This is a genomic window from Variovorax boronicumulans (assembly GCF_009811375.1).
Taxonomy (GTDB): Bacteria; Pseudomonadota; Gammaproteobacteria; order Burkholderiales; family Burkholderiaceae_C; genus Variovorax; species Variovorax boronicumulans.
In genome coordinates this window covers 1291443-1304562 of record NZ_BKDH01000001.1, presented here as the reverse complement: position 1 = coordinate 1304562, position 13120 = coordinate 1291443, and the positions used below count along the sequence as shown (strand labels likewise).

The following is a 13120-nucleotide window of genomic DNA, read 5'->3' as shown; positions in this document are numbered from 1 at the left end:
TTGAAGCAACTTGCACGCACCACCCTCCTGGCCTCGCTGACCTGCCTGGCCGCCCTGCTGCCGGGCCTGGCGACCGCGCAGAACGGCTACCCCACCAAGCCGATCCGCGTGATCGTTCCGTTCGCCGCCGGCAGCACGACGGACATCATTGCCCGCGCCATCGCCGACAAGATGGGCACCAGCATGGGCCAGGCGCTGATCATCGAGAACCGCGGCGGCGCCAGCGGCACCATCGGTCAGCAGGCGGTGGCCACCGCCGCGCCCGATGGCTACACGGTGATGATCCATTCGTCGTCGCACACGGTGAGCCCGTCGACCTTCGCCAAGCTGCCCTTCGACACGGTGCACGACTTCGCGGGCGTCACGCCGATCTCGTCGTTGCCCAACGCGCTGGTCATCTCGCCCAGCAAGAACATCAAGACCCTGCCGCAACTGCTGGCCGCCGCGCGCGCCAAGCCTGGCAGCATGAACTTCGCCTCGGCCGGCCAGGGCAGCGCCACGCACCTGAACGCCGAAAAATTCAAGATGGCCGCGAAGATCGATGCGACCAACATCCCCTTCAAGGGATCGGGTGAGGCCGTGACGGAAGTCCTCTCGGGCCGCGTCGACTACTACTTCTCGCCCATCGCACCCGTCATCGGCCAGATCAAGGAAGGCCAGCTGCTCGCACTGGCCGTGGGCTCGCCCAAGCGCGCCGCCGCCCTGCCCGACGTGCCCACCACCACCGAGGCCGGCGTGCCCGGCTCCGAGTTCAACTTCTGGATCGGCATGATGGCGCCCGCCAAGACGCCGCGCGACGTCGTCAACCGCCTGCACGACGAGGTGGTCAAGGCCCTGGCCACGCCCGAGGTGAAGGAGCGCTTCCTCAAGCTGGGCGCCGACGCCTGGACGCTCAAGCCCGAGCAGTTCGACGCCTACATCAAGGACGAGATCACCAGCAACGCGCAACTCGTGAAGGCCGCCGGCCTCGCGGTCCAGCAGTAACAGCAGACACGCCGAGGTCTCGCGCCGCGTCGTGCACACGGGGCAGCCCGGCCTGCCCCGGCGTTGCCACGCGCCACGCCGATCGAAGCCCCTTTCTCTTTTCCCCTGCATCTCCCCAAGGAATCCACGATGGCCACCCAACGTCTCGGAATCATCATGCACGGCGTCACCGGACGCATGGGCATGAACCAGCACCTGATCCGCTCCATCTGCGCCATCCGCGCCCAGGGCGGCGTGACGCTGTCGAACGGCAACAAAGTCATGCCCGACCCGATCCTCATCGGCCGCAACGCCGAGAAAATGGAAGCGCTCGCCAAGGCCCACAACATCGCGCGCTGGGGCACCGACCTCGACCAGGCGCTCGCGAACAAGGACGACACCGTCTTCTTCGACGCCGGCACCACGCAGATGCGCCCCACGCTGCTGGCCAAGGCCATCCGCGCCGGCAAGCACGTGTACTGCGAGAAGCCGATCGCCACCAACCTCAACGAAGCCGTCGAGATCGCTCGCCTGGCCGACGAAGCCGGCAAGGCCACGGGCCTGAAGCACGGCGCGGTGCAGGACAAGCTCTTCCTGCCCGGCCTGCGCAAGCTCGACATGCTGCGCCGCGCGGGCTTCTTCGGCCGCATGCTCAGCGTGCGCCTGGAGTTCGGCTACTGGGTGTTCGAGGGCGACCTGCAGCCCATCCAGCGCCCGAGCTGGAACTACCGCAAGGAAGACGGCGGCGGGATGATCCTGGACATGATGTGCCACTGGCGCTACGTGCTGGACAACCTGTTCGGCGAGGTGAAGTCGGTGTCGTGCATCGGCGCCACGCACATCCCCACGCGCTGGGACGAAGCCGGCAAGCCCTACGAGGCCACCGCCGACGACGCGGCCTACGCCACCTGCGAACTCACGGGCCACAACGGCGAGCCGGTGATCGCGCAGCTCAACATGAGCTGGGCCACGCGCGTGCGCCGCGACGACCTCGTGACCTTCCACGTCGACGGCACCGACGGCTCGGCCGTGGCGGGCCTGTCGAGCTGCCGCGCCCAGTCGCGCGTGGCCACGCCGCGCCCGGTGTGGAACCCCGACGAGAAGCAGACGATGAACTTCTTCGACCAGTGGCAGGAAATTCCGGACTCGCAGGTCTACGACAACGGCTTCAAGATCCAGTGGGAACACTTCATTCGCCACGTGGTGGAAGACGCGCCCTACAAGTGGACACTGCCCGAAGGCGCCAAGGGCGTGCAGCTGGTCGAGGCCGCGCTCGCCTCGTGGCAGGAGCGCCGCTGGATCGACGTGCCCACGCTGAAGGTCTGAGGAAGAAGAAGACAAAGCCATGGCCCTGTCGCTGACTCTCCCCACCGCGAGCGGCGCGCTCGCGCCCTACGCCCTGCGCGGCACCGCGCCGGTGAAGCCCGATGCGGGCGTCAAGTTCAACCGCATCGCCTACTCGGCCGCGCACGTCGTGGCCGACCCGCTCGCCGCCATCGACCCGTGGCTGCAATGCGCGGTCGACTGGGACACCACCATCGCCTACCGCCGCCATTTGTTCTCACTGGGCCTGGGCGTGGCCGAAGCGATGGACACCGCGCAGCGCGGCATGGGCCTGGACTGGCCCACCTCGCTCGAACTGATCCGCCGCTCGCTCGATGCCGCGAAGGACGTGCCGGGCGCACTCGTCGCCTCGGGCTGCGGCACCGACCATCTGAACATCGACGACGTGAAGAGCGTCGACGATGTGATCCGCGGCTACGAAGAACAGATGGCCGCCATCGAAGCGCTCGGCGGCAAGCTGATCGTGATGGCGAGCCGTGCGTTGGCCCGCGTGGCAAAAAGCCCCGCAGACTACGAGCGCGTGTACGACCGCATCCTGAGCCAGGCCAAGCAACCCGTGGTGCTGCACTGGCTGGGCGACATGTTCGACCCGGCGCTCGCAGGCTACTGGGGCACCAAGGATGTCGACGCAGCGATGGACACCGCCGTCGGCATCATCGCGGCGCACCCCGAAAAGGTCGATGGCATCAAGATCTCTCTGCTCGACAAGGACAAGGAAATCGCCATGCGCCGCCGCCTTCCGAAGGGCGTGCGCATGTACACGGGCGACGACTTCAACTACGCCGAGCTGATCGCCGGCGACGGCTTCGGCAGCGAGCCGACGCATGGCAAGAGCGATGCGCTGCTGGGCATCTTCGACGCCATCGCGCCGGCCGCGAGTGCCGCGCTCGGCGCACTGGCACAAGGCAACACCGAGAAGTTCCACGCGATCCTCGGCCCGACGGTGCCGCTGTCGCGCCACATCTTCGCGGCGCCCACGCGCTTCTACAAGACGGGCGTGGTGTTCATGGCCTGGCTCAACGGCCACCAGAAGCACTTCACGATGGTGGGTGGCCAGCAGAGCACGCGTTCGCTGCAGCACTTCGCGGAGCTCTTCCGTCTCGCGGATGCAGCCAACCTGCTGGAGCAGCCCGAGCTCGCGGTGCGGCGCATGAAGACGTTGCTGGCCTTGCACGGCGTGGAAGGCTGAGCGAACCCATGCGCGATTTCTCGCAGAACCACGACTGGCTGTCGATCAACACGGCGACCATCCGCAAGCAGTCGGGCGCCGAGGTGCCGCTGGACCGCCTTATCGACCAGTGCGCCGAGCGCGGCATCCGTGCCGTCAGCCCGTGGCGCGACCAGGTCGCGGCCGTCGGGCTCGACAAGGTGGCCAGGCAATTGAAGGCGCACGGCATCGGCCTCTCGGGCTACTGCCGGGGCGGCTTCTTTCCCGCGCCCGACGCGGCCGGCCTGAAGGCCGCGCTCGACGACAACCGCCGCGCCATCGACGAGGCCAAGACGCTCGACGCGCCCTGCCTCGTGCTGGTCGTCGGCGCCCTGCCCGGCGCGCTCGACGGCAAGGCGGCGTACAAGGACATCGGCCGCGCACGCAGCGAGGTGCGCGACGGCATCGCCGCATCGCTCGACTACGCGCGCGAAGTCGGCATGCCACTGGCCATCGAGCCCCTGCACCCGATGCAGGCGGCCGACCGCGCCTGCATCAACACACTCGAGCACGCGCTCGACCTGTGCGACGAACTCGATGCGGGCAAGACCGGCATGCTCGGCGTGGCGCTCGACATCTATCACGTGTGGTGGGACCCGAAGCTGCAGCAGCAGATCGCCCGCGCCGGCCGTGAGCGGCTGCTGGCGTACCACGTCTGCGACTGGCTCACGCCGACGCGCGACCTGCTCTCCGATCGCGGGATGATGGGCGATGGCGTGGTCGAGCTGAAGAAGGTTCGCGGCTGGGTCGAGGATGCAGGCTTCGCGGGTTTCAGCGAGGTCGAGATCTTCTCGAACCTCGACTGGTGGCAGCGCCCCGGCGCCGAGACGCTCGACGTCTGCATCGAACGACACCGCAGCGCGGTCTGATCGATCCGGCCGAAGCGAAAGGCAGCCGCTTGTGCTGCAATCCGCCCCATGGCTGACCCGACCCTCGACGACCTGCGCCGCTACGCCGTCGCGCGCACCCTCTTCACGCCGACGACGCTGCCCGCCGCCATCCGCAAGCTCGGCTTCGTGCAGGCCGACCCGATCCGCGCGCCCGCGCGGGCGCAAGACCTCACGCTGCGCCATCGCGTGAAGGACTACCGCGCGGGCGATCTCGAAAGCCGCTACGCGCGGCTTGCGATCGAGGAAGACTGCCTCGTCAACTACGGCTTCCTGCCGCGCGAGCACCTGGCGCTGATGCATCCACGCGAGGCCAGGAAAGCCTGGGACGCCGACACGCGCCGCAAGGCCGCCGACGTGCTGGCCTATGTGCGCGAGCACGGCCCGGTGCATCCGCGCCAGGTCGAGCAGCACTTCGCGCATGGCCGCATCCAGAACTACTGGGGCGGCTCCAGCAACGCCACCACGCACCTGCTCGACGGCATGCACTACCGCGGCCTGCTGCGCGTGGTGCGGCGCGATAGCGGCACGCGGGTCTACGAAGCGGTGAGCCATCCGCCCGCCGACGACAGCCCCGCCGGGCGCGCGCAGCGTGCGGCGGCGCTCATCGAACTGGTGGTGCGCAAGTACGCGCCGCTGCCGGCCACGAGCCTGACCTACCTCGTGCGTCTGCTCGGCTACGGCGCGCCGCACCTGGCCGCGCAGACGCAGGCGGCGCTGCGGCTGGCGCGCGAGGAGCTGGCCAGTTGCCGCATCGACGGCACGACGTGGTACTGGCCTGCCGACGAGAACCCCGCCTCGCGCCGCCATGCGCCCGACGACGCGGTGCGGCTGCTCGCGCCCTTCGACCCGGTGGTGTGGGACCGCCGCCGCTTCGAGCTGCTGTGGGGCTGGACGTACAAGTTCGAGGCCTACACGCCCGCGCCGAAACGGCAGTTCGGCTACTACGCGCTGCCGATGCTGTGGCACGACCGCGTGATCGGCTGGGCCAACGTGAGCGCCCCTGAGGGCCGCTTGCAGCCCACCTTCGGCTACGCCGACGCGAAGAAGCCGCACGGCGCGGCCTTCCGCGCGGGCCTCGATGAGGAACTGCACCGCATGACGCAGTTCCTCGCAGGCCGCTGACGCGGCCTTTTATAATCGCCCGCCTCAGCCAGCCGCCCGCGCCCGCCGCGAGCCCGCCAGCCGTCTTCGAAGGAACGAAGACGCAGCAGCCCGAGCGACGACACATCCCGTCGTCGCCCCCGGCCACTGCCCCCACGACGCCGTAGACACACAACACCAGCCGGATGCGCTTTCCTTTCGGAATGCGCCACGGCACGCGCTCGTTCGTTTCCGTTTTTTTCGATCGCACCCGAGAAGCCATGGCGCGCCTGACCGCGCCGCAGCCACTCCCCCGCCCTAGACACACCTGACGCAGGACACAGGAGAAGCTGCACATGACATCCAAGAATCGTCGCCCCGGAACGCCGCGCACGCGGCGGGGCTATGCCACGCTCGCGGTCACCGCCGTGGCGCTTGCCGCCAGCGCACATGCCCACGCGCAAGAAGCCGCCGCTGCCGACACACGGCAGGCCCTGCCCACCGTCACCGTCTCGGGCGATGCGGGCGAGACCGCCACCGGCCCCGTGACGGGCTTCGTCGCCAGGCGCGGCAGCACGGCCACCAAGACCGACACGCCGCTGATCGAAACGCCGCAGGCCATCTCGGTCGTCACACGCGACCAGATCGAAGCCCAGGGCGCGCTCACCCTGCGCGAGACCACCAACTACACGGCCGGCGTGGTGTCGAGCTACTTCGACAGCCGCGTGGATTCGTTCAAGGCCCGCGGTGGCGACGCCGTGCAGTACCTCGACGGCCTGCAACGCACCTACGGCACCTACAACGCCAGCCGGCCCGACCCGTACATGCTGGAGCGCGTGGAGCTGCTGCGCGGCCCGTCGTCGGTGCTCTACGGCCAGGGCGGCATCGGCGGCGTGCTCAACCTCGTGTCGAAGCGCCCGCAGGCCGAGACGCAGCGCGAAGTGCAGCTGCAGCTGGGCAACAACGCGCGCAAGCAGATCGCCGCCGATTTCACCGGCTCGCTCGATCCCGAGAGCAAGTGGATGTACCGCCTCGTGGCCGTGAACCGCGACAGCGGCACGCAGGTCGACCACGTGTCGGACGACCGCATCGCGATCGCGCCCTCGCTCACCTGGCGTCCGAACGCCGACACCTCGCTCACGCTGCAGGCGTCCTACCAGAAGGACAAGAGCGGCTCGCTGATCGGCTTCTTCCCGTGGCAGGGCACGCTGCTGCCTTCGCTGTACGGCCGCATCCCGACCTCGACCTTCACAGGCGAGCCGGGCTTCGACCGCTTCGACACGCGCAGCACTTCGCTCGGCTACCTGTTCAGCCACCGCATCAACGACACCTGGACGGTGCGCCAGAACCTGCGCTCTACCGAGAGCAAGGTCTGGTACAACACCTCGTACACCAGCTTCACGGCCAACCGCCTCACGGGCCGTCCGGCGCGTCCGGTGTTCAACGCCGACCAGCGCACCATCGAACGCGACCTGAGCAGCGACATCAACGGCGGCAAGATGCTGCTGCTCGACAACCAGGCCGAAGCGCACTTCAAGACCGGCGAGGTCGAGCACACGCTGCTGCTGGGCGCCGACTTCCAGCGCAACACCACCTCCAAGCTCTCGGGCCGCGGCCGTGCGGGCGCGCTCGACGTGTACGCGCCGGTGTACGGCAACTACACGGCCCCCACCAGCTTCACGCGCGCACCCGAGGTGGTGCAGAAGCAGGCGGGCCTGTACGTGCAGGACCAGGTCAAGTACGGCCGCTGGATCGGCCTGCTGGGCCTGCGCCACGACAAGGCCACCACCGACACCGAAGGCCGCCCCGCCGCGGCGGCCGACGACAAGGCCACCACCAAGCGCGCCGGCCTGGTCTACCTGGCCGACGGCGGCTGGGCGCCGTACCTGAGCTATGCCGAATCGTTCCTGCCGCTGGGCGGCGTCGACACGTCGAACAACCCCTTCAAGCCGCAGCGCGGCAAGCAGTGGGAAGCCGGCGTGAAGTGGGAGCCCGCGGGCCAGCGCACCTCGTTCATGGCGGCCATGTACGACCTGCGCGACACCAACCGCAAGACCCCCGACCCGACCAACCCGCTCAACAGCGTGCAGCTCGGCGAAGTGCACGTGAAGGGCCTGGAGCTGGAGTACAAGGGCAGCATCGCGCGCGACTGGGACTGGATCGCCTCGTACGCCTACACCGACGCGCGCGTGTCCAGGAGCAACGGCTCCGACCTGGGCAAGCGCATCTCGGGCGTGCCCAAGCACACGGCCTCGGCCTGGGTGACCAAGCGCTTCTCGATCGGCGGCCTGCACGGCTTCTCGGCCGGCGGCGGCGTGCGCTACCTGGGCAAGTCGTACGACGGCATGGACAACAACCCCGCGCCCGCAGTCACGCTGTTCGACGCGATGTTCGCGTGGGACAACGGCCCGCTGCGCCTGGCGCTCAACGTGGCCAATCTGACCGACAAGGTGCAGATCACCACCTGCCTGGCGCGCGGCGACTGCTTCTACGGCCAGCGACGTACCCTGACCGCGAGCGCGACGTACCGCTTCTGAAGCAAATCCCCGCGCGCTCGAAGGTCTGGCGCGCGGGCGACAACCGGCCCGGCGGCGTGCTTCTAGAATCGCGCCGTCGTCCGGTTCGCCGGACGGCAAGCGTTCTCAGGGCGGGGTGCAATTCCCCACCGGCGGTGATGGCAACGAAAGTTGCACAAGCCCGCGAGCGCCTCAGGCCTGCCACAGGTCCGAGGGTCAGCAGATTTCGGTGCGATTCCGAAGCCGACGGTCACAGTCCGGATGAAAGAGAGCGCGAAATGCGGGCATGCCCGCGCGCCTTGCTTTGCTCTTTTTTGGCAGACCGGCGCGCGAGCGGGCCTGTGGTTTCGTGCGCCCTGATTCAGGAAACCTGCTTTCAAGAGGCACACCATGAGTCAGATCAACGACCTTCCCCTTTCTGCCGTCACCGCGTCGGGTTCGCCGCGCGGCCAGCGCATCGCATTCGTCGAGGCGCAATGGCATTCCGACATCGTCCACCAGGCACGCGACGCCTTTCTCGAAGAGATGGCGCGGCTCGGCGTGGCGCGTGAGCTCATCGACATCTTCGATGTGCCCGGCGCCTTCGAGATCCCGCTGCACGCCAAGCGCCTGGCCAACTCGGGCAAGTATGCGGCCATCATCGGCTGCGCGCTGGTGGTGGACGGCGGCATCTACCGCCACGAGTTCGTCGCCAACACCGTCGTCAGCACGCTGATGTCGCTGCAGCTGGAGACCGACGTGCCGATCTTCTCGGCCGTGCTCACGCCGCACCACTTCCACGAGCACGTGGAGCACCGCAAGTACTTCCACCGCCACTTCGCGGTCAAGGGCACGGAAGTGGCCGAGGCTTGCTTCAAGACGCTCGAGGCGCTGGACAAGGTCGACGCGCTGCTGGCCGCCTGAGCGGGTTGGCAAGAGGCGCAAGCCTGCAGTAGCCTGCGCGGATGGCCTCTCCATCCGCCCCGGCGGTCGCAGCAGCAGCCGCCGACCGCTACACCCTCTATGGGGCGCCCGGCTCGGGCGCCACGCCCATCCACGCCGCGCTGACGCTGATCGGCGCGCAGGTCGACACGGTCGACGTCGCCCCCTGGGAGGGCGAGTCCGAGCGCGAGCGACTGACCGGCGTCAACCCGATGCAGCAGGTGCCCGCGCTCGTGCTGCCTTCGGGCGAAGTCATGACCGAGAGCGCGGCCATCCTCATCTGGCTGGGCGACCGCTATCCCGAGGCCGGGCTTTGCCCCGCGCCCGGCGACCCGCGCCGCGCGCAGTACCTGCGCTGGATGGTCTACCTGCCGGCCTCGATCTATTCGATGTTCTGGGTGCGCGACGAGCCTTCGCGCCTCGCGGCCGATGCCGCCGCGCAGGCCGTGGTGCTCGAGCGCACGGCCGCGCGCATCGCGCACTGCTGGCACCTCATGGACACGCAGATCGACGAACCGTCGCCCTACCTGCTCGGCGACAAGCTCAGCATGCTCGACCTGTACGTGACCGTGGTGTCGCGCTGGACGCCGACCCGCCGGCGCTTCTACCGCGTGGCGCCGCGCATGGCGCGCGTGGTGCGGCGCGTGGACGCCGACCCGCGGCTGGCGGCGTTCTGGGCGGCGCGCTTTCCGTTCTCGATGGATGCGGACGAAGAGACAAGCTGAGGCCCGTTCTTCTCTTCTCATAATCGACCCCATGACCGCACGCACACCGACCACCGCCTACCCGATGACGATCTACCACAAGCCCAACTGCAGCACGTCGCGCAACGTACTGGGCTTGATCCGCGAAAGCGGCGTGGAGCCCGAGATCGTCCTGTACCTGGAAACGCCGCCCTCGAAGAAGAAGCTGCGTGAGCTGGCGAAGGCCATGGGCCTGACGGCGCGCGACCTGCTGCGCACCAAGGAAGCGCCCTACGAAGAACTGAAGCTGGCGGACGAGCAACTGACGGACGACCAGCTGTTCGACGCGATCGTGGCGCACCCGATCCTGTTGCAGCGGCCCATCGTCGTGTCGCCACGTGGCACGCTGATGTGTCGCCCATGGGAACGCGTGCGCGAGATTCTTCCCGCTTAAATCGGTTGATCTTCGGGCTGCTGCGCCAGCCCCCACGCGACATGCTCGCGCACCAGCTCGCTCGGATGCCCAGCGCGCGTGGCCAACGCTTCCTTCGCGCCGGCCTCGCCTGAGCGCACCGCATTGCCCAGCGCCACCGCGATGTTGCGCAACCAGCGCTCGTGGCCGATGCGGCGGATCGGGCTGCCTTCGGTGCGGCGCAAAAAATCTTCTTCGCTCCACGCGAACAGCTCGGCCAGCGTGCGGCCCGTGAGCCCCTCGCGCGCGTCGAAGTCGGGCAGCGTGCTCTTCTTCGCGAACTTGTTCCAGGGGCAGATCAGCTGGCAGTCGTCGCAGCCGTAGATGCGGTTGGCCATGAGCGGGCGCAGCGCCACCGGAATGGCGCCGGCGTGCTCGATCGTCAGGTACGAGATGCAGCGGCGCGCATCGAGCCGCTGCGGCGCGACGATGGCGCGCGTCGGGCACACGTCGATGCAGGCGCTGCAACTGCCGCAGTGCGCGCTGACGGGCTCGCTCGGCGGCAGCGCCATGTCGACGTAGATTTCGCCCAGGAAGAACATCGAGCCCGCGTCGCGGTCGAGCACCAGCGTGTGCTTGCCGCGCCAGCCCTGGCCGCTGCGCGAGGCGAGCTCGGCCTCGAGCACCGGCGCCGAATCGGTGAAGGCGCGGTGGCCGAAGGGGCCGACCTCTTCGGCGATCTTCTCGGCGAGTTTGGCCAGGCGGTTGCGCAGCACCTTGTGATAGTCGCGGCCCCGCGCATAGACCGACACGATGGCCTCGCCGGGCCGCGTGAGGCGGTCGAACTCGACGGCCTGCCAGTCGCCCGGCGTGGCGCGCGGCAGGTAGTCCATGCGCGCGGTGATCACGCTCACCGTGCCCGGCACCAGCTCCGCGGGCCGCGCGCGGCGCGTGCCGTGCGTTGCCATGTATTGCATTTCTCCATGGAACCCATGGGCCAGCCATTGCATCAGACCGTCTTCGGCGCTCGACAGATCGACGCCCGCGATTCCGATTTGGGAGAATCCGAGTTCCCGGGCCAAGGCCTGAATACGAGCAACGAGTGGATGGCTGACGATCACTTGCCGATTGTAGAAACGCGCACCCTGCGCTGGCAGGGCGAAGACGACACCGACGCGCTGGCGCGCGCGCTCGCCGCATCGCCCGCGTTGCGCGACGCTTTCATCGCGCTGCAGGGCGACCTGGGCGCCGGCAAGACCACCTTCGTGCGTCACCTGCTGCGCGCGCTGGGCATCACCGGGCGCATCAAGAGCCCCACCTACGCGGTGGTCGAGCCGCACGAGGCGCCCGACGGGCTGGCCATCTACCACTTCGACTTCTACCGTTTCGCCGACCCGCGCGAATGGGACGACGCGGGCTTCCGCGACATCTTCGCGGGCCCGGGCCTCAAGCTGGCCGAGTGGCCGGAAAACGCCGCGGGGCGCACCCCACCTGCCGACCTAGCTATTAAAATAGAAGCAATGACCGACGACACCCGCAGCGTGACCCTCCTGGCGAACACCCCTCGCGGCAGCGATCTGCTGGCGTGCCTGGCCGCATGAAGGCGACCGGCCTGAAACGGCGCGTGCTGCTGCAAGGCGGCAGCATCGCGCTGATGCTGGGCGTGCACCAGATCGCGCGCGGCGCCAGCATCCTCGCCGTGCGCGTGTGGCCCGCCGCCGACTACACCCGCGTGACCATCGAGTCCGACGCCCGCCTCAACTCGCAGCAGCTGGTGGTCGGCAGCCCGCCCCGGCTGGCCGTGGACATCGAGGGCATCGACCTGAACACCGAGCTGCGCGACCTGGTCGGCAAGATCAAGCCCGGCGACCCGTACATCAACGGCCTGCGCATCGGGCAGAACGCACCGAAGGTGGTGCGCATCGTGTTCGACCTGAAGCAGACCGTGCGCCCGCAGGTGTTCTCGCTGGCGCCCGTGGCCGCCTACAAGCACCGGCTGGTGCTCGACCTGTACCCCGAGCAGGCCATCGACCCGATGGAAGCGCTGATCGCCGAGCGGCTGCGCGATGCGCCCAAGAACGGCAGCAGCACCACCACCGCCCCGAGCAACGGCCCCATCGTCGCCACCGCCCCGCCCGCTCCCGCCGCACCATCACCAGCCCCCGCACCGGTGCGCCCCGCCATGCCGCCCGGCGACCCGCTGGGCGACCTGATGGCGCAGCAGGCCGCGCGCCCCGCGCCGTCCGCGCCCGCACCGGCCTTGCCGCCCGGCGGCATGCCGCTGCCGCCGGCACCGCCGCCCGTGGTGGCCGCGGCGCCCCCGGCCCGGCCCGTGACGCCGCCCGGCCCACCGCCCCGCGCCACGGCCAGCCGCACCGACCGCATCATCATCGTGGCGCTCGACCCCGGCCACGGCGGTGAAGACCCCGGCGCCATCGGCCCGAACGGCACGCGCGAGAAAGACATCGTGCTGCAGGTGGCGCACCGCCTGCGCGAACGCATCAACGCGGCCAGCGTCAACGGCAGCCCGATGCGCGCCTTTCTCACGCGCGACGCCGACTTCTTCGTGCCGCTGGGCGTGCGCGTGCAGAAGGCGCGGCGCGTGCAGGCCGACCTGTTCGTGAGCATCCACGCCGACGCCTTCACCACGCCCGCCGCGCGCGGCGCCAGCGTGTTCGCGCTGAGCCAGAGCGGTGCCTCCAGCAGCGCCGCGCGCTGGCTGGCCAACAAGGAGAACGACGCCGACAAGGTCGGCGGCGTGAACGTGGGCAACCACGAGGCGCAGGTGCAGCGTGCGCTGCTCGACATGAGCACCACCGCGCAGATCAACGACAGCCTGAAGCTCGGCGGTGCGATGCTCGGCGAGATCAAGGGCATCGGCGCGCGGCTGCACAAGGCGCAGGTCGAGCAGGCCGGCTTCGCGGTGCTGAAGGCGCCCGACATCCCGAGCGTGCTGGTCGAAACGGCCTTCATCAGCAACCCCGAGGAAGAAGCCAACCTGCGCCGCGCCGACTACCAGGAGGACCTGGCCGACGCGCTGATGCGCGGCATCCAGCGCTACTTCGCGCAGAACCCGCCGCTCGCGCGCAGCCGGCAGCTCTGAC

General features: G+C 69.2%; 12 protein-coding genes and 1 riboswitch. Of the genes, 11 read left to right on the top strand and 1 reads right to left on the bottom strand.

The features are described 5' to 3' along the window. The 9 genes from VHAB30_RS06010 to arsC all read left to right on the top strand — a co-directional run bounded on the left by VHAB30_RS06010 (nucleotide 1) and on the right by arsC (nucleotide 10058). Complete coding sequence (locus tag VHAB30_RS06010; RefSeq protein WP_070061271.1) at nucleotides 1-984, top strand: tripartite tricarboxylate transporter substrate binding protein; 984 nt, start codon at nucleotides 1-3, stop codon at nucleotides 982-984. 129 nt (nucleotides 985-1113) lie between these two features. Beyond that, nucleotides 1114-2289, top strand: a complete 1176-nt coding sequence (locus VHAB30_RS06005; protein WP_159276166.1) for a Gfo/Idh/MocA family protein — start codon at nucleotides 1114-1116, stop codon at nucleotides 2287-2289. Nucleotides 2290-2308: 19 nt separating this feature from the next. Beyond that, nucleotides 2309-3496 (top strand): dihydrodipicolinate synthase family protein, encoded by a 1188-nt coding sequence (locus tag VHAB30_RS06000; RefSeq protein ID WP_159276165.1) that lies wholly within the window; start codon nucleotides 2309-2311, stop codon nucleotides 3494-3496. A gap of 8 nt (nucleotides 3497-3504) precedes the next feature. Beyond that, a complete protein-coding gene (locus VHAB30_RS05995) occupies nucleotides 3505-4383 on the top strand; it encodes a sugar phosphate isomerase/epimerase family protein (RefSeq protein ID WP_159276164.1) in 879 nt (292 codons plus the stop codon). Between the two features lie 48 nt (nucleotides 4384-4431). Further along, nucleotides 4432-5526, top strand: a complete 1095-nt coding sequence (locus tag VHAB30_RS05990; RefSeq protein WP_159276163.1) for a DNA glycosylase AlkZ-like family protein — start codon at nucleotides 4432-4434, stop codon at nucleotides 5524-5526. Nucleotides 5527-5840: 314 nt separating this feature from the next. Then, nucleotides 5841-8021, top strand: coding sequence for a TonB-dependent siderophore receptor (locus VHAB30_RS05985; RefSeq protein WP_159276162.1), 2181 nt, complete (start codon nucleotides 5841-5843; stop codon nucleotides 8019-8021). Nucleotides 8022-8118: 97 nt separating this feature from the next. Further along, nucleotides 8119-8277: riboswitch (FMN riboswitch) on the top strand. A gap of 113 nt (nucleotides 8278-8390) precedes the next feature. Further along, nucleotides 8391-8903 (top strand): 6,7-dimethyl-8-ribityllumazine synthase, encoded by a 513-nt coding sequence (locus VHAB30_RS05980; protein ID WP_062473480.1) that lies wholly within the window; start codon nucleotides 8391-8393, stop codon nucleotides 8901-8903. A 41-nt stretch (nucleotides 8904-8944) separates the two neighbouring features. Beyond that, nucleotides 8945-9646: a glutathione S-transferase family protein gene (locus VHAB30_RS05975; protein ID WP_095746014.1), complete on the top strand. Its 702-nt coding sequence runs from the start codon at nucleotides 8945-8947 to the stop codon at nucleotides 9644-9646. 31 nt (nucleotides 9647-9677) lie between these two features. After that, nucleotides 9678-10058, top strand: coding sequence for an arsenate reductase (glutaredoxin) (arsC, locus tag VHAB30_RS05970; RefSeq protein WP_159276161.1), 381 nt, complete (start codon nucleotides 9678-9680; stop codon nucleotides 10056-10058). Here the strand turns inward: arsC and queG are convergent. Further along, complete coding sequence (queG, locus tag VHAB30_RS05965; protein WP_174250209.1) at nucleotides 10055-11137, bottom strand: tRNA epoxyqueuosine(34) reductase QueG; 1083 nt, start codon at nucleotides 11135-11137, stop codon at nucleotides 10055-10057. The genes arsC and queG overlap by 4 nt on opposite strands. On the opposite strand from queG, the gene tsaE reads away from it, so the two are divergent. After that, nucleotides 11123-11617, top strand: a complete 495-nt coding sequence (gene tsaE, locus VHAB30_RS05960) for a tRNA (adenosine(37)-N6)-threonylcarbamoyltransferase complex ATPase subunit type 1 TsaE (protein WP_056579690.1) — start codon at nucleotides 11123-11125, stop codon at nucleotides 11615-11617. The two genes, queG and tsaE, sit on opposite strands and share 15 nt — an antisense overlap. Then, nucleotides 11614-13119 (top strand): N-acetylmuramoyl-L-alanine amidase, encoded by a 1506-nt coding sequence (locus VHAB30_RS05955; protein WP_159276160.1) that lies wholly within the window; start codon nucleotides 11614-11616, stop codon nucleotides 13117-13119. The genes tsaE and VHAB30_RS05955 overlap by 4 nt, the downstream gene beginning before the upstream one ends. Nucleotide 13120 lies beyond the last annotated feature (1 nt).